At 40.0% G+C, this 21,067-nt stretch carries 17 protein-coding genes; 2 read left to right on the forward strand and 15 right to left on the reverse strand.

Features of this window, described 5'->3' with window-relative positions; all coding sequences use genetic code 11:
* Positions 1 to 751: 751 nt before the first annotated feature.
* Positions 752 to 1,174: a DUF805 domain-containing protein gene (locus tag R7093_RS11575; protein WP_005384868.1), complete on the reverse strand. Its 423-nt coding sequence runs from the start codon at positions 1,172 to 1,174 to the stop codon at positions 752 to 754.
* A 162-nt stretch (positions 1,175 to 1,336) separates the two neighbouring features.
* Entirely contained in the window at positions 1,337 to 1,684 is a 348-nt protein-coding gene (locus R7093_RS11580; RefSeq protein WP_017820736.1) for a 5-carboxymethyl-2-hydroxymuconate Delta-isomerase, read from the reverse strand.
* A gap of 269 nt (positions 1,685 to 1,953) precedes the next feature.
* Between R7093_RS11580 and tpiA the strand changes: the two genes are divergently transcribed.
* Entirely contained in the window at positions 1,954 to 2,724 is a 771-nt protein-coding gene (gene tpiA / locus R7093_RS11585) for a triose-phosphate isomerase (protein WP_005384863.1), read from the forward strand.
* A 95-nt stretch (positions 2,725 to 2,819) separates the two neighbouring features.
* Here tpiA and R7093_RS11590 read toward each other — a convergent pair whose 3' ends face one another.
* The 13 genes from R7093_RS11590 to wecB form a co-directional block, all read right to left on the reverse strand.
* Positions 2,820 to 3,986: a nucleotide sugar dehydrogenase gene (locus R7093_RS11590; RefSeq protein ID WP_047101868.1), complete on the reverse strand. Its 1,167-nt coding sequence runs from the start codon at positions 3,984 to 3,986 to the stop codon at positions 2,820 to 2,822.
* Between the two features lie 151 nt (positions 3,987 to 4,137).
* Positions 4,138 to 6,240, reverse strand: a complete 2,103-nt coding sequence (locus R7093_RS11595) for a YjbH domain-containing protein (RefSeq protein ID WP_318146660.1) — start codon at positions 6,238 to 6,240, stop codon at positions 4,138 to 4,140.
* A 168-nt stretch (positions 6,241 to 6,408) separates the two neighbouring features.
* Positions 6,409 to 8,397 carry a nucleoside-diphosphate sugar epimerase/dehydratase gene (locus R7093_RS11600; RefSeq protein ID WP_318146661.1) on the reverse strand — a complete coding sequence of 663 codons (1,989 nt, stop codon included), beginning with the start codon at positions 8,395 to 8,397 and terminating at the stop codon, positions 6,409 to 6,411.
* Positions 8,398 to 8,672: 275 nt separating this feature from the next.
* Positions 8,673 to 9,848: a DegT/DnrJ/EryC1/StrS aminotransferase family protein gene (locus R7093_RS11605; protein WP_318146662.1), complete on the reverse strand. Its 1,176-nt coding sequence runs from the start codon at positions 9,846 to 9,848 to the stop codon at positions 8,673 to 8,675.
* A 15-nt stretch (positions 9,849 to 9,863) separates the two neighbouring features.
* Positions 9,864 to 10,868, reverse strand: coding sequence for an ATP-grasp domain-containing protein (locus R7093_RS11610; RefSeq protein WP_213968499.1), 1,005 nt, complete (start codon positions 10,866 to 10,868; stop codon positions 9,864 to 9,866).
* A 2-nt stretch (positions 10,869 to 10,870) separates the two neighbouring features.
* Positions 10,871 to 11,395, reverse strand: a complete 525-nt coding sequence (locus R7093_RS11615) for a GNAT family N-acetyltransferase (RefSeq protein WP_262606293.1) — start codon at positions 11,393 to 11,395, stop codon at positions 10,871 to 10,873.
* Positions 11,388 to 12,308, reverse strand: a complete 921-nt coding sequence (locus R7093_RS11620; protein WP_213909561.1) for a 1-aminocyclopropane-1-carboxylate deaminase/D-cysteine desulfhydrase — start codon at positions 12,306 to 12,308, stop codon at positions 11,388 to 11,390. Before R7093_RS11620 ends, R7093_RS11615 begins: the two co-directional genes overlap by 8 nt.
* Positions 12,295 to 12,897, reverse strand: a complete 603-nt coding sequence (locus R7093_RS11625; RefSeq protein ID WP_318146663.1) for a sugar transferase — start codon at positions 12,895 to 12,897, stop codon at positions 12,295 to 12,297. The genes R7093_RS11620 and R7093_RS11625 overlap by 14 nt, the downstream gene beginning before the upstream one ends.
* Positions 12,894 to 14,111, reverse strand: a complete 1,218-nt coding sequence (locus R7093_RS11630) for a glycosyltransferase family 4 protein (RefSeq protein WP_213968503.1) — start codon at positions 14,109 to 14,111, stop codon at positions 12,894 to 12,896. Before R7093_RS11630 ends, R7093_RS11625 begins: the two co-directional genes overlap by 4 nt.
* Positions 14,108 to 15,286: a hypothetical protein gene (locus R7093_RS11635; protein WP_318146664.1), complete on the reverse strand. Its 1,179-nt coding sequence runs from the start codon at positions 15,284 to 15,286 to the stop codon at positions 14,108 to 14,110. The genes R7093_RS11630 and R7093_RS11635 overlap by 4 nt, the downstream gene beginning before the upstream one ends.
* Positions 15,286 to 16,413, reverse strand: coding sequence for an O-antigen ligase family protein (locus tag R7093_RS11640; RefSeq protein ID WP_318146665.1), 1,128 nt, complete (start codon positions 16,411 to 16,413; stop codon positions 15,286 to 15,288). The genes R7093_RS11635 and R7093_RS11640 overlap by 1 nt, the downstream gene beginning before the upstream one ends.
* Complete coding sequence (gene wecC, locus R7093_RS11645) at positions 16,404 to 17,672, reverse strand: UDP-N-acetyl-D-mannosamine dehydrogenase (protein WP_318146666.1); 1,269 nt, start codon at positions 17,670 to 17,672, stop codon at positions 16,404 to 16,406. Before wecC ends, R7093_RS11640 begins: the two co-directional genes overlap by 10 nt.
* 20 nt (positions 17,673 to 17,692) lie before the next feature.
* A complete protein-coding gene (wecB, locus tag R7093_RS11650; protein WP_318146667.1) occupies positions 17,693 to 18,817 on the reverse strand; it encodes a non-hydrolyzing UDP-N-acetylglucosamine 2-epimerase in 1,125 nt (374 codons plus the stop codon).
* A gap of 867 nt (positions 18,818 to 19,684) precedes the next feature.
* Between wecB and R7093_RS11655 the strand changes: the two genes are divergently transcribed.
* Positions 19,685 to 21,010, forward strand: a complete 1,326-nt coding sequence (locus R7093_RS11655) for an MBL fold metallo-hydrolase RNA specificity domain-containing protein (protein ID WP_258457198.1) — start codon at positions 19,685 to 19,687, stop codon at positions 21,008 to 21,010.
* Positions 21,011 to 21,067 lie beyond the last annotated feature (57 nt).

The raw sequence follows: 21,067 nt of genomic DNA on the forward strand, positions 1-21,067 counted from the left end.
GTTTCTAAATCAAAGAGTTCGTCATTCTAGCGAGCCTTAGCGAAACTAAGAATCTGGTAACAGCAAGCTCCTATTCTTTCCCGCTCAGCTTAACCACTGCTCAACCGGACGATAGATTCTGAATCACGCTCGTCCCTCGTAGTTCAGAATGACGGTGAGTTTGACAGCCTCTAAATCAAAAGAGTTCGTCATTCTAGCGAGCCTTAGCGAGACTAAGGATCTGGTAACAGCAAACTCCTACTCTTTCACACTCAGCTTAGCCACTGCTCAACCGGATGATAGATTCTGAATCACCTCGTTCCTCGCTGTTCAGAATGACGGTGGCTTTAACAGCCTCTACATCAAAAGAGTTCGTCATGCTAGCGAGCCTCAGCGAAACTAAGAATCTGGTATCAGCAAGCTCCTACTCTTTCACACTCAGCTTAACCACTGCTCAACCGGACGATAGATTCTGGATCACGCTCATTCCTCGCTGCTCAGAATGATGATGGCTTTAACAGTCTCTATATCAAAAGAGTTTGTCATTCTAGCTAGCCTTAACGAGACTAAGAATCTAGTAACAGCAAGCTCCTATTCTTTCCCGCTCACCTAAACCACCGTACAATCGGATGATAGATTCTGAATCACACTCGTTCCTCGCTGTTCAGAATGACAGTGGCTTTAACAGTCTCTAAATCAAAAGAGTTTGTCATTCTAGCGAGCCTTAGCGCGACTAAGAATCTACTTTCAGCACGCACGATACTTGAAGCAATTACTCCGGCTCAGGGCCATATTGGTTTGGTCCTGATGTTCCCTTTAAGAAACCACATTCAATTAGAATCCATAAACCACAAATCAGAGAAATGGAAGCAACGAACATCTGTGGGGTCGACGGCTCTTGCGCGGCAGGGCTGGTCATTGGCGTGGCAATTCGTCCGATAATCAGCGGAATATTCAGTGCTAGCCAATAGATCGATTTGTTGCGGTCGTGCCAACGCTTGGTGGTGATCGCCAAATCAGGGATCAACAGAACCACCAAGAAAATAGGAAGAAGCACATAGGAGAGAGTAGGAAGCAGTTGGCTGATACCGGCACCAAAGCCTAGAATGGACACATAGTAAATAACGTTCCAAATCCAGTAGGTTTTACGGTTTATACGTCCTTGAAAAGAAAACAGTAACTCTTTAGTCGACATCAAATTTTACCCCAAAGTAGAAAGGTTATAGATTAGCCGAGTCGATATAGTTTGGAAAGGACACCGATAGCTTGGGTGCCCACAACGACCTTACAACAAGCAGAGCCGGGCTGAGAATTCGTAACAATAACCCCTCGCTATTCTCGGGCAATTCAGCGCAACCTAGTTCACTACCTTTTGGAAGCTATCTATATCCATATCTCGGATATTGACCGTTAAACTGTGCACGTGACTAGCTTGCTCTTGAAGTGTCGCCATCAAGGCTCGTGACAGTTCTCGCTTTTGTTCTTGGGAGCGACCAGATAACAAATCAAAGTTGATATGGATAAAGTCGAGGCTATCACCCTCCTCTCCTATTAACCAATTGTGGCACCGGAGCGTTCTAGATTTCACTGACGCGAGTTCAAAAAGGCCACTTTCTAACGCCGTTTTATGTAAATCCTCCAGTAACCCCTGAACATTGACGCGTTCTTCCACCGAGTTTGAATACTCTAAAACGAGATTTGGCATTTTGATTCCTTTCTACAACAATTAATTCCAGCGCGTAGTAATACCAATCTCAGCAGCAATTTCCGAGGAATGAACTATCATTCTGTCTACGCGATCACCAATCGGTTGCTTTTGACAAAAATAACAGGATCGATGCTTGGTCGAATCAACAAAGAAAGCCGGACAAGACATGACGCCAATCATGATCTGTTCACATTATTCTGTTATATTCCTACGTAGATTTTTTACATTAATTGACTATTTACATTAAAGATAAGGGAGATATTCCTATGCGTCGTCCTGTAGTGATGGGTAACTGGAAACTAAACGGCAGCAAAGCAATGGTAACTGAGCTGCTAACTGGTCTTAACGCTGAACTTGAAGGCGTTGAAGGTGTTGACGTAGCAGTCGCTCCACCAGCACTTTACATCGACCTAGCAGAGCGCGTAATCGCTGAAGGCGGTAACAAGATCATCCTAGGTGCTCAAAACACTGACCTAAACAACAGCGGTGCGTTCACTGGCGATATGTCTCCAGAAATGCTGAAAGATTTCGGTGCTACTCACATCATCATCGGTCACTCAGAGCGTCGTGAATACCACAACGAATCTGACGAGTTCATCGCTAAGAAATTCAACTTCCTAAAAGAAAACGGTCTAACACCTGTTTTCTGTATCGGTGAATCTGAAGCGCAAAACGAAGCTGGCGAAACTGAAGCAGTATGTGCACGTCAGATCAACGCAGTTATCGACACTTACGGTGTTGAAGCTCTAAACGGCGCAATCATCGCTTACGAACCAATCTGGGCTATCGGTACTGGTAAAGCAGCAACCGCTGAAGATGCACAACGCATCCACGCTTCTATCCGCGCACTTATCGCTGCGAAAGACGAAGCAGTTGCAGCACAAGTAATCATCCAATACGGTGGCTCTGTTAAACCAGAAAACGCTGAAGCTTACTTCTCACAACCAGACATCGACGGCGCTCTCGTTGGCGGTGCTTCTCTAGACGCGAAAAGCTTCGCAGCAATCGCTAAAGCAGCGGCTAAAGCAAAAGCTTAATCTCGTTTTTACTGAGAGTAAAAATAACAAAGGGATGCATCATGCATCCCTTTTTGTTTGTGTATTAGATTACACACGATCATCGTAACTAAAGTCTAATCACTACCAAATAGGTCTCGCGTGTACACCTTATCAGCCACATCAGTAAGTTCTTCAACCATACGGTTAGAGACAATCACATCGGCGCTTTGTTTAAACTCATTCAGGTCGTTGATTACACGTGAGTTAAAGAACTCGTCTTCCTGAAGTACTGGTTCATACACCACCACTTCAATACCCTTTGCCTTGATACGCTTCATAATACCTTGAATAGACGAAGCGCGGAAATTATCTGAGCCAGCTTTCATTATCAAACGGTATATCCCAACCACTTTAGGTTCTCGTTTGAGAATAGACTCAGCAATAAAGTCTTTACGAGTTCGATTGGCTTCCACTATGGCCCCAATAATACTGTTTGGGACATCTTGATAGTTTGCACGAAGTTGCTTGGTATCTTTTGGTAAACAATAACCACCATATCCAAATGAAGGATTGTTGTAGTGGTTACCAATACGGGGGTCCAAACCAACACCTTCGATAATTTGGCGAGAATCAAGATTATGCGCCTCAGCGTAAGAATCTAACTCATTGAAATAAGCTACGCGCATTGCAAGGTAAGTATTTGAGAACAACTTAACCGCTTCAGCTTCTGTAGAATCAGTAAACAAAACTGGGATGTCTTCTTTTACCGCCCCTTCAACTAGAAGATTGGCGAATGTCTCAGCACGTGCACTGCGCTCACCAACAATGATGCGAGATGGGTGAAGGTTATCGTAAAGTGCTTTGCCTTCGCGAAGAAACTCTGGCGAGAAAATAATATTTTCACAACCTAACTCTTGCTTAATGCGTGCAGTATAACCCACAGGCACTGTAGACTTAATTACCATTACAGCATTTGGATTAATCGCCATTACATCTTTTATCACCGCTTCGACGGAAGCCGTATTAAAGTAATTGGTTTGTGGGTCATAATCCGTTGGCGTTGCTATAACAACAAAATCAGCACCTTTGTAGGCGAGCTCTTTGTCCGTGGTAGCAGTAAAGTCTAGTTCTCGATTAGACAGAAAATCTTCAATTTCTTTATCTACAATGGGTGAACACTTGTTGTTAAGCAACTCAACTTTTTTTTCTACAATATCAAGTGCAACAACTTGGTGGTTTTGGGCTAACAACATCGCATTAGAGAGCCCGACATACCCCGTACCGGCAACCGCTATTTTCATTCCAATACCCTAATCTTTAGTTCTTATATCAGAATATCAATAGTTTTAATTTTTGGATAGTGAAACAATATTGTGCAACCTAAGCTTCATACATTAGAAAATAAAAAAGCGGCACATTGGCCGCTTTTATACATCGTACTGTTCTATGGGTTTAGTCTAACTGAGTTGATAAGTAACGCAGGTAGGCGTTACGTAAGCGAATCTTATTCTCTTCAAAGTAATCGCTACCATAACGACCACGGTTGAAGTAACGACGTAGCATGCTGTTGTCCATGATAAGCTCATCACCTTGTCCATCACTTAAGAAATTGACGTCATTGCCTACTCGCGTCATCACATTAAAGTCATAAGCTTCGTTACCTCGAACCTGCAATAAGCCGGGAGACATATCACGCCAAGGTGTTAGTGGTAACTTGACTGACACAGCGACAAACTGCTCTTCATCAATATCTTTGTACTTAGTAACCTGATAAGTAGCAGAAACCTCAATATCCTCAAACCAATGCGATGTTGTTAGCTTAGCACCAACATCGCCCCGCCAAAACTCACCCGCTGTCGCGTTAAACTGCCAATCCCATTCAGGCATTGAAAAAGTATAGCGAGCTAGCGAAGTTTGACGATCGAGAGTTTCATAGCCATTTTCATCTTTCTCATCGACATGCTGGAAGTAGCTCATTTCCAAACTCAAAGCGTGCGCACCAGACTGAGAAAACCATGTAGACTCACTTCTCGCGCCAATATAATCTGTTTTCACCAAACCGACGGATACTTGGTTCGCAATATCGACATAAGGTAAACGGAAGAATTGGTGCAGCATTGCGCGTTCGATATCATTTTCGTAAGCACTATCTTCAAAGTATCCCCATTTTTCATAATCGTCAGTTTCCGCTAACGGCAAAATATGGCGAACATCGACAGCCGCTCCAGACCAAAGGTAGGTATATAAGTTGCTCGACATCGCAAAAGAGTAGTCATAAACACCAAACTCGGTCGCAACGGCATGGCGAACCATTGGTGAAAAGACAAGTTGAGAGTCTAGTGCGCCGCTATTTACGCGCTCTGTTTTCCAGTTAACCAACTCAAGTTTTTCGGCTAAATCTCGTGTCGTGAACTTAATATCCTCGCACGCAGCAGAACCATTGATAAAACTCTGATAGCACGTTGAATTCGCTTGCACGCTCACAACGGGCTTTTGGTTTGCGAGCATAAATAGCTCAATACGCTCTGAATCACCACCCACTTCTGATACCGCGTTTTGACCTAGGTGGCTAGAGATGATCCCCATAGCAACACCTAAACCATCTACTTGGTTATGGTTATAACGACGGTTTTCTAGCGCCACTACTGTTGTTTGATTCAGCAAACCGATTTGAATATTCACAAAGCCTTCATTACGAAGCGCGCTCACTAAAGCAGAGATAGAAGCCTCTTTAGCTTTATTCTGCTCCAAAGACAGCTTTTCCATTAACGTGAGATTATTGCGCGAGTAATCGCGAGAACGTGTATACCCAGTAACTAGAGGTACTGAAAGTGCCGCGTTCCAAATATTTTGTTCATCAGTATTGTGGCCAGAGTAAAGCTGATAACTGAGCGAGGCTGTCACATCATAAGGCAATGTGCCTTGTGGGGTAAAAAGCTTGACCGAGGAGTTAAACTCCACAGCATCGTATTCTCCGCTAACCTGCAAAAAGCTCAATGGTTGATATTCAATACCACCGAATGGGCCATCCATCACACCTAATTTGATATCAGAAAGCCCATAACCAGCAGAAACGCGAACCGGAGCAAAGTCGAACGAGTAATCTGCAACCGCATATTTCGTACTGAACTGATTGGCTGAGCCACCTAAGTCCTGAATACCTAGAGCAAAGTCGAGATTCTCCGATCCCCAAAAGTTAGGGACCTGGTATTTGAAAGACATCGATAGATCTCTTATACCACACCCACTTTTTACAAATGAGTTACAACTATAAGTTTTGGTAACAATCCTTCCATACGCCTCAAAACCATCAAATAGACCAAACGACAAATTAAGAGCATCTAACTCATCAATTTTGTGATTTAAAGGTAAACCTTGCGCATACGTAAAAGAAAAGTCACCGTAGTTCAAAGACTGCGCATTAGGAGTAAAAGTCAATCCGGTAAAGCTTTGGTTCGAAGGCAGCGTCGCCAACTCCTGAGCGGTAAGAGAAGTACTTACCAGTAGCGGAAGCGATAATGCTGCTATCCCTGTTTTTATCGTTTTCTGTGCCATCAGTTTTAGCCACTGTTAATGTATTGAATACAGAAAAAGGCACTCAGAAGTGCCTTTTTGAGATTACGACATGTTCACGTTACGCTCGTAGTAAACAAACCACCACTGCGAGTACGAAGACAACATATCTTATTAATTTTTCTATTATTTACCAATCAGACAAAAGCATCAAGTTTCACTTGCATTACTTTGCTTTGGTTCAAAAGTATATAACTCCGCAGTGCGAGTATTTTGCTTCCATACGAGATCTTCAATGCCGTCCACCGGATTAAAGCCTGTAGGAGCATCGAGTAACAAGCGACGAATCACTTCGTGTTGGAAGTTGTGACAGGCGACATCGAGCTTGTCGATTAAGATTTCATACTCTTTTAGTGGCAGGTAACTTTCTTGCGCGGTCATAATACGTGCGTGTGCCGTTTCGGAAACATTGTCATCTCCAATCAACAGCTCTTCATATAACTTCTCTCCCGGTCTCAAACCTGTGAAGAGAATCTCTATATCGCCATGAGGATTGTTTTCATCTTTAACTTCAAGTCCTGACAGGTAAACCAAGTTCTTCGCTAGATCGACAATCTTAACGGGCTCCCCCATATCGAGAACAAATACATCGCCACCTTTACCCATCGCCCCAGCTTGAATAACCAACTGGGCAGCCTCTGGAATTGTCATAAAGTATCGAGTAATGTCTTTGTGGGTGACCGTAATAGGTTCTCGCTTCTCAATCTGTTTTTTGAATACAGGAATTACCGAGCCAGACGAACCCAAAACATTACCAAAGCGCACCATACAGAAACGCGTACCCAGATTAGGGTTGCTCTCACGAATTCGGTTTTGTTGCTCCGCCAACGCCTGTAGGCCTAACTCAGCCATACGTTTAGTCGCACCCATCACGTTCGTTGGTCTAACAGCCTTATCAGTAGAAATAAGAACAAAATTCTTCACACCTGCATCAATCGCCGCTTGCGCTGTATAGTAAGTGCCAAACACATTGTTTCTTACACCTTCAACAACGTTGTACTCCACCAGCGGAACATGTTTGTACGCCGCAGCATGGTAAACCGTGTCCACTTCAAAGGCTTTCATGGTAGTTTCTAAGCGATTTTGTCTCTGCACAGAGCCAACCAGTGGAACGACGACAATGCTCAGATTGTTAGCTTTAATGATTTGACTCAATTCACTGTGCACCTGATACAACGCAAATTCAGACAGTTCAAATAAGATCAATGATTTTGGCGAGTAGTTTAAAATCTGACGACATAACTCAGAGCCAATTGAACCACCAGCTCCCGTCACCATCACTACTTGATTCTTGATGTTCGCTTCCATTAATACTTGTTGCGGCTGAACAGGGTCTCGACCTAACAAATCACCAATCGGAACCTCTTTCAGTTCATCAATTTTCGCCTTACCCGTAAGGATATCTTTCATATCTGGAACGGTTTGGATTTCAACAGGCAGTTTAGAAATTCTATCTAAGACTTCCTTACGGCGTTTGTTTGAAGCGCTAGGAATAGCAAGTAAGATTTTTTTTACTTCATACTTTCTAATCGCCTTCATCGCGTTATCCGCTGTATAGACTCGGTAACCCATTAGCATTGTGTTTTGAAGCGTTTTGTCTTCGTCGACAAAGCCAATAACTCGGTAGGTTTCTGATTGTCGCAGCGCAAACGCAAGCTCACGACCAGCACTACCAGCACCATAAATAAGAACTGGCGCTCCAGCTTTGTGTACCGATTGAGCAACCAAGCTCCTTACCAGCAGACGGCTAGTCCCTACTCCGATCGCAAGAAAAGCGGCATAAATAAAAGGAATCGAGCGTGGTAGTTGGGCATCAAATGCGAAAGCAAAACTGGCCACACAAAGCGCAGATAGAATCGTACCCAACCCGACGACTGCCAGAACATGAAAGCCTAAATAGCGTAGCACCGCTCGATAGAGGCCAAACAAGACAAAAACAGCAAGCGTACATACAATGGTTGCCAACAGTACGTAGCTACTGCTTGTATCTGGAAGTGGGCGGAATTCACCAATGCGAGACCAATAAGCAAACATAAAAGCAGCAGAGATAATAAAGAAATCCACTCCGATACTAATAAGGCGCTTTTGATATCTCGGTAAAGACCAAATGACGTTAAGTTTGGAATTATTTTCAATCATGACAGTATGTAAGCCTCATTACCCCAAGTTTATTTTTAGATTTTGGTGGTAATGCTAGTTAATATTATGAGATAGCCTGAGCAAAGATTATACAACCTGATGATTATGTATAGAACCATTAATTGTATATTCTCTCACTGCATCGCATCTTTTAAGCAATCTGCGTAGCAGACATTTTACATTTTCATCAAGTGGTGGGACGCTGTTACAGGAAAACATAAATAACGACATATTAAAGCACTATTATTTATACGTCCCACTTAGACTGAACTGGTTTACTTCTGCGCTTCTAACAAAACTTCACGGATCACACCGCACGTTTTAGCGACTTCTTCTGACGATAATGTTGGATGAACCAAAAACATTAAACTGGTTTCACCTAACTGCACTGCATTCGGCAAACGTTTTTCTGGTCGCCATGGCTTATTATCAAATGCTTTTTCTAAATACACCTCAGAGCAGCTACCTTGATAAACCGGAACACCACGTTCCACAATGGTTTCCACAATGCGATCTCTCGTCCAGCCCTCTGCCAAATGTTTAGGCTCAACAAAAAGGTAATGTTTGTATTCAGCGTGCTGCGAATGCTCAGGCACGTGAACGCGTCGAACGATATTGAGATCTGCAACAGCCTCATCGATTTGTGCCGCATTGGCTTGGCGTTTTGCCGTCCACTCTGACATGCGAGTCAATTGAATACGACCAACCACAGCTTGTAGCTCAGTCATACGCCAGTTGGTTCCAAAGCTGTCGTGCAACCAGCGAAAGCCTGGTGGATGCTGACGGTTATAAATCGCGTCATAGTTTTTACCATGATCTTTGTAAGACCACATTTTTGACCACAAATCTTTATCATTCGTGGTCACCATGCCGCCTTCACCGCCTGTCGTCATGATCTTATCTTGACAGAATGACCAAGCACCAATGTGACCAATTGTGCCGACACTGCGCCCTTTGTATTTTGCGCCATGTGCCTGCGCACAATCTTCAATAACATAAAAACCATGTTTTTCTGAAAGTGTCATAATGGCATCCATTTCTGCCGGCATACCAGCCAAATGAACAACGATGACTGCTTTAGTCTGAGGGGTTAGGACCGCTTCAATCGACGCTGCCGTAATGGCTTGGCTATTGAGATCCACATCCGCAAACACAGGGTTGGCGCCAGCCGTAACAATAGAAGACGCAGAAGCAAGGAACGTTCTAGGCGTCGTAATAACCTCGTCCCCTTCACCAATCTCTAACGCTTTAAGCGCGACATCGAGTGCAAGGGTACCGTTGCTTAGTGCAACAGCATGATCACATCCAACCCAAGCTGCGAATTCTTTTTCGAACTCACGGCACTCACTACCCGTCCAGTAGTTTACTTTGTTTGACAGTAGTACACGACTAACTGCATCGGCTTCTTCTTGAGTAAAAGAAGGCCATGGAGAAAATGGAGTATTAAGCATTGTGATTTTTACCGATCATTGTTTGGCAGGTACTATCGTGTCGCACTTAGAAAACGTTAGTCCGCTATCGTAAGAAATATTGATTTCATCATTACGTCCCAATAGTGAAAGTAGCAAACATTTTACAAGGTTTGCCCCTGCCTCATGAGAGAATGGATATCCACCACCGAAGCGAGGATTAAGCTCTAACATAAGTAGTTCTCCTTCTTTTTCCATGAAATCACAATCTAGGTTTCCAATATGACCAAGCTTGCGTCCAATGGTACCGACTGACTTAGAAAATCTAACCGGATCCACGGTTGTAGCTTTATCAGTCTCCCCAGCTCTCATTGATAGTTTTTGTTTGGCGACAAAGCCATAATAAGTAGTATCTAAACCGTTAAAAATATCCACACCATACTCAATACCTTGAATAAATTCTTGTATAATGACATCTTCTGTAGATTGCTGGAACTTAGAAAGGTACGAATCAACTAAATTGGAATGGCATTGTTCAAATGATTCTTTAAGCTCAAGAATGGAGTTAACCACATATAAACCAAATGAAGCAGATCCCCACCTAGGCTTAACGATTAAAGGAAATTTCAGTATATCTTCATCAATATCTGAAAGGGCAGAGTCAAGGTTGATATACGTTTTAGGAACGGGTATGTTATGTTTCAGACCAAACTCATAAGTCTTATATTTATCAGAGCATATATCTATTACACTTTTATTTGAAATTATTAGCTTCACACCAATTTCTAAAAACTTATTTTCGTGCTCAATTAGAATAGGAAGCTCCATATCATTTAATGAAATCAAAGCATTAATATCTTCTATTTTGCATATGTCAATAAGTTTATCTATATAGCTTTCATCATAAACGTTAGGAACAATATACCACTTATCACATGAGTGTAATGCTGGTGCTGAGTAGGACATATCCGCACCGACAATATTATTTATCAACTCGGTTTCATTTTTAAAATAGTCGATCAGATATTTCCTTCGACCAACACATGTAAATAGTAAATTCATTATTATTGCTCCTTAACACTAGCCATATAAAAACAGTCTTTATACTCGCCCTTGTGGAAAAAATGTTTTTTAAGATAACCTTCTTCCTGGTAACCACATTTTATATATAGTGATCTAGCTTTTAAATTATGAGCCAAAGTAGTTAAAAATATACGATTTAAATCAAGATTATTAAAACCGAACTCAGTCAAAAATTTCACAATCTTATAACCATAACCACAACCTTGATAACTTGCCTCTCCGATTGTAATAAAAAGTTCTGCTCTCTTGTTAATCGTATCTATATTTACGAACCCACCAAAACCTATAGGTATATACTTGTCATTCTCTTTAACAAAAAAAAATAAGTTAACTTTTGTAGGATCAGATTTTATATTATCAAACCAACGTTCTGTTGATTCTAACGTTACTGGTGTTCTAAAAGTTAAGGTATCATTGATATCTGGGTTATTAATCCAAGAAACTCTCTTTGCCAAGTCTTCTCTTTTTAGATATCTGTAATATAACGTATCATCAATTTTAATCATCACTAACACCTTTAGATGCCTGCAGGTTTAACAAACCACCGGTGTGCCAAAAGAGAACTTTACTATTTTCTTCAATCTCTCTTTTATCTGCTTCAGAAATCATCCCTAGAAATGCTTTGCCTGTATAAACAGGGTCCAGAGGGATAGCGAAGCTTTTTATTGTATCTTTTATGAATTGAACTAAAGCGTTATTATAATTACTATATCCACCAAAACGATATCCATCTAACAATTCAATATCAGAGAAGTCACAAGGAATGAAATGCTTTTCACACAGAGGGTTATATATTTCATATATAGCCTTTGACCCTCTTTGAGTATCTCTAGCTACAGAGACACCTATAACTTTTGTATCCCAACCTCTGCGCTTTACCCCTGCAACAATCCCGGCTTGTGTAGCTCCCGTTCCACTAGCGAAGAATATATAGTCAGGCTCAAAATCAAGTTCGTCTATAGCATACATATATGCTTCCGCACCTTCTAAAGAATGAGCGCCTCCCGGGATCACCTCTACGCTTTTACCAAGAGACTGATAATAATCTCTTTGTTTATCGATCTCTTTTGATATTTCAGAAGGCTCAACGTAACTAACGTTAGCTTTTGCACTAGAAATTAAAAAATCATTTCCGTTATAGAAATCAGAACACGGCTTGTTTCCATGAAGAACTAGGTGACATTGTATACCTAATCTACTTGCCATTAGCGCACATACTCTTGCATGGTTAGACTCGGAACCACCATTAGTTATTATAACATCGGGCAGTACGTTCATGGAGTTTATAATACATGCATTTTTTCTAACTTTATTACCACCAAAGTATTCTGGAATAAGGTCATCTCTTTTGACATAAAAGTCTATTCCTTTAGAGTTTCTGAAAAGTTTATATGTTGGAGAAAATCTATTTACATTCATTTCTTTCTTCGCTTAATTTCCCAAACTTTGTAGAAGGCACAACAACAACATCATCCTTTTTAATAACCTTATAAAAAGTTTTAAGCAATATCTTAATATCAAGTAACAACGAAGGATTATTTACATATTGAATATCTATATTAAGCCTTTCATCCCATCCTAGGTTATTTCTCCCTGAAACTTGAGCTAACCCAGTCAATCCGGGGCGAACTTTATGCCGACGTTTTTCTTCATCAGTATAGTAGTCCAAATACTCTACTAATAGTGGTCTTGGCCCGACCAAACTCATATCTCCTTTTAATATATTCCAGAGACTTGGCAATTCATCAAGGCTAGATTTTCTAAGAAACGCACCAAACTGAGTAATTCTTTCTGAATCAGGTAAAAGATATCCATTTTCATCCCTACAATCAGTCATGGTCCTAAATTTATACATCCGAAATATTTTTTCATCTTTTCCTGGTCTTAGTTGCGAAAAAAACACTGGGCTGCCAAGCTTTATTTTAATCAAAAAATACAACAAACAAAAAACAGGTGATAATATAACCATTGCAACTAGTGAGGTTAACACATCAATAATTCTTTTCACCTTTTTCCCTCCACAACCCAATTATTCCACTTTTGAGCTAAGTCTTTACGATTAAAACTTTTATTTGCAAGATCAAATGCGTTTTTTCCCATATCATCTAATTCATTTCGGTGGTCTGCGGCATGAATTAATGCAGAACAAAAAGCTTGGGGATTATCAGGTTCAACTGAGTAACCACACTGATTTTCGACAATCATATCACTCAACCAACCTGGGTAATTATTTAACACAGGGATTCCTGAAGAAATATAATCAAAAAATTTATTAGGTGACGTTCCATAATAAAACTCTGGAATATTTGAGAGAATCTGTAATCCAATATCAGAAGACTTCATCAATGAGGCAATTTCCATTTTATTTACTGGGTCCAAGAATACGATATTGTCTAATGACTTTGATTGAGCATTTTTTATCAGTTGAGGCTTCATCTTCCCATCTCCAACAAGAACGATTGTTATATCCTCGCGACCTACTTTTTTTAATTCTTCTGCAACATCAATGATGGAATCCAAACCATTTGCTATACCGTGAGTTCCTGCGAACAAAGCAACTAGATTCCCTTCTGGTACTTTGAGCAAACGATCAAGACTGTTAGATTGAGAAAATAGTTCGAGATCACACCCATTTGGAATAAGCTCAATCTTATCGCGACTGACACCTCTTCTTTCAATTCCTTCAACAATCCCAGGAGACAACCCGATACAACGATGCGCAGAACGATACGAACACCACTCTAGCATTGACATCAAACCTAGAACCAATGGATTTCGAATTACACCCATAGCTTTAGGTAACTCAGGCCATAAGTCTCTAACTTCAAAAACAAATGTTTTTTTCCGCAACCACCTAGCAAATATTCCAGGAATACCCGCTGTTAACGGAGTTGTTGTAGCAAATACAATATCGTAGTCATGCTTAAGTGCGACTCCAACACTTCGAAGAGCAAACTTTAAGAATGTAAAGCTTCTTTTTAGAAAACCATCAGAATTAGAGTAAGACAAATCAAACTCTATGATATCGATACCATCTACATTACCTTGTCTACGCCCTTTCACAAACTCTGACGTTAGACCTGTAATTCCCCCATTGCGACTCCCACAAACTAGAGTCACCTGATGTCCATTACGAATTAAGCCTTGAGCCATTTCATATGAACGAATACTACCCCTTCCTCTTGGTGTGGAAAAGTGCTGATGGAAATAAAGAACCCTCATTGTAATAACCTTTTAAAAACATGCATTAAATAACCTGAAGAGAGTAAGAATAAAACAACCCCCTGGGTAATAAAAATAAAGAAAAACGAGAAACCAAAGAAAACAAAAACTAATGTTAATAAAGCCAAGATAAAAAGATTAAACAATTGAAAATAGTAAAAATTATAAGAGTTGTATTCGTCAAACTTTTCTAAACTAAAGACAACAACCCTAAGGATTGAAGAGAAAGAAAACCCTGACGCCATGACCAGTGCACTTTGATATAAACTTATATCTTTAATATCTATAGGCAATAAAAATTCAAAATTATAGATAGAGAAAAACCATTTTGTTATTTCAAGGAAAAAGTAAGAAGAAAAAAATAAAAACAAAAGAAAAAGTGAATACTTCTTTAAAATAAATATATACTCAATTTTATTTCTCCTTTCACTCATCAAATGACTATAATTTTTATTTATCCACACCATTAGTAATTGCCAATAAATTTCACTAATTGTTAAAGCTATGGCTATTTCGTCATTACTACCAATAAGGAAATAAGATATTATTATCGACACTCTTAAGTTTGAAATAACCAATATATTAGATAAGACTTTCCCAGCCCATTCTTTAAATGAATTTATTGAGAAGTAATATTTTTTTATAAATTGTATAGATGGAATCTTTACGCTAGAGTAAATAATGCTAAATATTGGTACTTGAGAAAAAATCATACTAAAACCAAACATCATTAATAACTCACTATGATTGCTAACATCAAACATCAGGCATAAGACTGTAAACAATATAAAAGGCATATTAGCTAAATAGCAATGAAGCAATGGAGATCCAAGCCTAATAATGCCACCTAATGTAACGTTAGCAGCCAAACTCGATGAAAGAAAAGGAATTAATATTAATACTTCTCTAGAGACGAAGTAAATAAACACTAAAAATAAAGAAGAAGTCATTAGAAAAAAATAACAACCTAAAAATAGCCCTTTATTATTTTCGTTTATTTTAGAAGGGATGTATTCTTCGTTTGCAAAACTAATCAATCGACTTATCACTAGAGAAACACTAACGCTAAAATAGTACTCACCATACTGACCTTCAGATAACGAAGGTACTACAAAACCCAAAAAAATCAGTTTAGATAAAATAGCAGAGCCTTTAAAAAAATAATATTTATGCATTATATATTAAAATTCCGCCTACATATAATTGTTACAGCTGGTATGAATAGCATGAAGTAAATATACGTCAAATCTCCACTAAACTGTAATGCTAGTGAAAAATATATCATTACAATTTTTGCAATCGCATGTGAGTAATAATAAACGACTAAAAGATACAAAACCAAAGTGAATCCAAAAATCACACCAATTTCGCTAAAAACTTCAAGTGTCACATTATGAGGGTAAATAAAACTTGTAGCATTGAAGTATTGCCAATTTCCTAAACCAACACCAAACAAGTAATTATCGTTTATGATTCTTAACGTATCAATATACAAATCCACTCTTGAACCTACGGAGCCATAGTTAGCGTCTGAATTTGAAGAGTAGTCTAAAACCAAGAGCAATCTCTCTATTTGTTGAAGTTCTGAAAAATATATAAGGCTTAAAAAAGAAAAGACCAAAAACAAAACATTTATACTTCTGAGGTTAAAGCCTCTAGAAAGAAACAAATATAATAGAGTTACAAGTAAAGCCAATATCGGCCCTTTAGATAAAGTCCAAAAAACAGAAACAACACAAATAAAAAATACAATTAAATATTTACGCTTATTCTCTTCAAGAAAAATATAAAGGCTAAACAGCGAAACTATAGAGCTTATCCAACCAAAAACAATAGGTCCATTTATAAAGTACCTAACATTTCGATTCCAAAAGCCTAAATTAAACTTATATATTAAAGTTAAAATCAAAACAAATAAATAGGCTAAAATAAAACACTTAATTACTTCCATTAGAGAATATTTGTTAGCAAGAGATGAAATAATAACTGTTATGACTAATGGAAAAAATACTGCTCCGTCAAGCTTTTCCAATGTATACTCAACATTCTGACTAAAAAAAGATGAAATTGTGAATATAAAAAATATCGGAAAATATAACAAAAATGCTTCATAAAAAACACGCCCAGTTAATATATTTGCATAATAAATAAAAATCAGCAAAGCAAATATTACAACTGTGTTTAATATTCCCACCCCACCAGAAGCTATGGGTAATACCTTACCCATAGCAATCAATGCATATAATACTAAGGAGGAAGGAAAAACTAAGAATAAATAGTTAACTTTAGCTTTTACTTGCATAGTCCCTTCGTATCTATAATGAACTTTCCAGACATACTTATATTTTTAAACTCTTTATGATCAACCAATAAAACTTGAATATCCGCTTCTTTCGGTGCGACTTCAAAATCCATTAGTTCAACGTGTTTAAGCTTTTCTGGAACTGCATCAATGTTTGGTTCTACTGCAATAACACGACCAGCATGCATTTCAGCAATTTTTTGTGTAATTGCCATTGCAGGGCTTTCACGCAAATCATCAATATCAGGTTTAAAGGCCAAACCGTAGCAAGCAACTGTCACCTCGCGGGCTGTTTTGTCTGGGTTTGCTTGCAAAAACTCGGCAATTGCTAGTTTTACTTTATTAATAACCCAATCCGGCTTGCCGTCGTTCACTTTACGTGCTGTGTGGATAATTTGTGCTTCTTCTGGTGTTTTTGACACAATGAACCAAGGGTCAACCGCAATGCAGTGGCCACCTACACCAGGTCCTGGCTGAAGGATGTTTACGCGAGGGTGACGGTTCGCGAGTGCAATCAATTCCCATACATTGATGTCTAGCTTGTCGCAAATGATTGAAAGTTCGTTAGCAAAAGCGATTTGAACATCACGCGAGCTGTTTTCTGTCAGTTTTGCCATTTCCGCTGTGCGCGCATTTGTCACGACACAATCACCTTGCACAAAAGTACGGTACAACTCCACTGAGCGCTCAGAGCAGCGAGTAGACATACCACCAATAACGCGGTCATTTTCTACCAATTCACGAACAACGTGACCAGGCAATACACGCTCCGGACAGTGAGCGATATTAACATCCGCTTGTGCACCATGCGTTTGTGGGAAAGTCAGATCACCACGAGCTTCAGCTAGCCAAGCGGCCATTTGCTCTGTGGCACCCACTGGTGACGTAGATTCAAGAATAACGAGGTCACCTTTTTTAAGAACTGGTGCAATGGCTTTACTTGCCGCCTCAATGTAAGACAAATCAGGCGCTGGTACTTCACCTTCTTTACATGGCAAAAATGGCGTTGGAACCGCAATTAAGAATGCATCTGCCGGCTCTGGCGTTGTGGTTGCTTTCAAGTAACCTTCAGACACTGCTGCACTTACGATCATATCGAGATCCGGCTCAACAATATGGATTTTGCCTTGGTTGATGGTATCAACTGCGTGCTGGTTTACGTCAACACCTACTACTTTTTTCTTACGTGATGCAAACATCGCTGCGGTTGGCAATCCGATGTAACCTAAGCCAATAACTGAAATTGTTTCAAAAGACATGATTTTTCCTAACTAAATGATTATTTTGCTAATTCTTCTAAAATACGCTGACATGCTAGACCATCACCATAAGGGTTGTGTGCAAAGCTCATCGCTTGGTAAGCCTCTTTGTCATTAAGTAGCACATCTAAACCAGTGACAATCTTATCTACATCTGTACCCACTAGCTTTACTGTGCCCGCGGCAACGGCTTCTGGTCTTTCTGTTGTGTCACGCATAACTAATACAGGTTTGCCTAGGGAAGGCGCTTCTTCTTGGATGCCGCCAGAGTCGGTAAGAATGATATGTGCTCGACTCATTAGGTAGATAAATGGCAGATATTGTTGAGGCTCGATAAGATGCACATTATTTACGTTTGACAGAATGCGATTTACTGGCTCTCTTACATTCGGGTTTAGATGTACTGGGTATAAGATTTGTGCTTCAGGGTGGTCTTGCGCAGTTTTAGCTAAAGCTTCACAAATGCGTTCAAAACCGCCACCAAAACTTTCGCGACGGTGACCAGTAACCAAAATCAGTTTTTTGTTTTCATCAAGCATTGGAAACTGGCTTGCCAATTGTTGGTTAAGCGCGCTGTCGTTATCAATTTTGTCTTTAACCATCAATAGAGCATCGATAACGGTATTACCTGTGATGCTGATATTGTCTGAATTGATGTTTTCTTGTAGCAGATTGTGTTGCGAGGTTTCTGTAGGAGCAAAGTGATAAGTAGTTAACGCACCAGTTAATTTTCGGTTTGCCTCTTCTGGCCATGGCGAGTAAATATTGCCAGTGCGCAGACCTGCCTCTACATGGCCCACAGCAATTTGCTCATAGTAAGCTGCAAGGCTTGCAGCAAAGGTAGTTGCAGTATCACCATGTACAAGCACTACATCTGGCTTAAACTCCTGAAGTACTGGTTTAAGTTCCAGTAAGATACGGGCCGTTACATCGTTCAGTGATTGACCAGCCTTCATCAGGTTAAGATCGTAATCAGGCTTAATTTCAAATAACTCTAAAACCTGATCCAGCATTTCTCGATGTTGAGCGGTAACGCAGCACTTAGCGTCAAATCGCTCATCATTTGCAAGCGCATGAACTAGAGGAGCCATTTTTATGGCTTCTGGACGTGTACCGAATACGGTGAGAATTTTCTTTTTAGACATTGTAAATAACCTAGGCCAAAGAATAGGACGTTGATGTGAATAATCGCGAGTGGTGGACACAACACTTCTTCTTACATTAAAAAGCAACAAAGCATTGTTTCCGGACAGCACAATAACCCCAGAGGAAAATACGCAAACGAACGCGCCATACCTTTGAGGAGCAGAAATCTAGGTAGACAATTTAGGCAAGTCAGTCATTCTCGCAAAGAAGAAGCTCTTGTGAAGACTGTGGTTGATAGGTATTGGTTGATAAACCTGATGCCTAGCCATTATCTTTTTAAAACAGTGTTCATTACTGTTTTGTCCTCCTCTGACGTAATAGGAGGTGCTTTAAGTGTTTGTTTGAAGTCTCTATTTTACTTATAGAGCCTTGCCAGAAATGTAACAGTGTGCTTAATTGTATTTATTGTCTGGCGACATTTTTATGTCACTCGGAGAACTTTTTTTGCTTTTTGGCACGCTACCGCCCTTAGGTCTGGCTCCTAAAGGCAATGCATTTGTTTTTTTATCATTTGTGCTCAAGGCAAAGGATTGTATAGCAAACAGGTTGCAACGAAAAGCACAACGCTGACAAAAAAATGGCTTTCTTATGACAACTGGCCAAAATGCAAACTGTCAGTTTGACAAGAAGATCGTAAATTCTGCCTACCTAAAACGCGTTTTATAATACGCATTTATTCATTTTTATTTATTACAAAATGCAAAAAGTTGACTATGTGGAATATGCATCACAATTTAGTGCAACTAAAAATACCATTTGACACTCTCCTAGCATTTTGACTCCTACTTTTGTGTTTATCTGGCTGGTTGCCTCTCCCTCTTCTTTCTTGAATTCATTACATTGATGCTCATGAAAAGGAGATCGTTATGAAAGTACTTCATCATGGTGGGAAGAATACGGTGACAGGCTCTTGTCACGAACTGCAACTCGAGCACGGGAGCATTTTGATCGACTGCGGGTTATTTCAGGGTAAGGATGCATTGGTAGGCCGTCATGACCGTTCGATGGCGATAGAATTTTCCTTAGCCAAGGTAAAAGCACTGGTGCTGACCCATGCTCATATTGACCACATAGGCCGATTACCGTGGTTACTCGCTGCGGGTTTTAAAGGTAAAATCTACTGCACACAAGCTACTGCTGAGTTGGTCCCTCTTATGCTAGAGGATGGATTAAAGCTACAACTGGGTTTAGGCAAGCATCAAAGACAGCACATCTTAAATCTAATTAAGCAGCGATTGGTGCCGTGCCAGTACAACACATGGCTTCCTCTTAAGGGGTTGGCTTATTTACGCTTTCAACCTGCGGGCCATATTTTAGGCTCTGCTTATTTGGAATTTAAACTCTCAAATAATGACGTAATTGTATTCTCTGGCGATCTCGGCCCAAGTGATACGCCTTTACTCCCTGATCCTAAGCCGCCAGAAAAAGCGGACTATTTGTTTATTGAATCGACCTATGGTGATAAGCATCATGAAAGTGTGAAAAGTAGAAGTGCTCGGCTGCTTTCTATTGTCGAACATGCACTGGAAGATGGTGGTGTGATTGTTATTCCTGCTTTTAGTGTAGGTAGAACACAAGAACTGTTATTCGATATTGAACAGCTTTTGTACCAGGAGTCTTTACATGGAGCCCTACCGATTATTCTTGATTCGCCTTTAGCACGGAAGGTGACAAAAACTTATCGGCGCTTTAAAAAGCTTTGGGGTAAAGAAGCGAAGCAGCGTTTGGAGCAGCAACGTCACCCTTTAGCGTTTGAACAATGTATTACGATTGAGACTCATGCTGAACATATGAGATTGGTGAATCGTCTGGCGAGCACGTCTGAACCAGCTATTGTGGTTGCGGCTTCTGGGATGTGCGAAGGTGGTCGAGTGGTAAATTATCTTAATGCGTTGTTACCCGATAGCCGTAATGATGTGCTGTTTGCTGGTTATCAAGCTGAGGGAACGCTAGGGAGAGAAATTCAAGAAGGGGCGAGTGAAGTTGATATCGAAGGAAAGAAAATTAAAGTGAAAGCTCAAATACATACGATGTCTGGCTATTCTGCTCATGCAGATCAATCTGATCTAATTCGATTTGTAGAAGGAATTAATCCGCCGCCAAAAGAAGTGCATTTGATTCATGGTGAAAGAATGGCAAAAGCGGAGCTGTATCAACATTTTGCCAGGAAAAAAACGAACATTGTGCTTTAATTTACTGATAAGTAAATCAGGAGAAATAGTGTAAAAGTAACGTTTTGCTACCATTTC

It is taken from the genome of Vibrio sp. 1580, assembly GCF_033340055.1.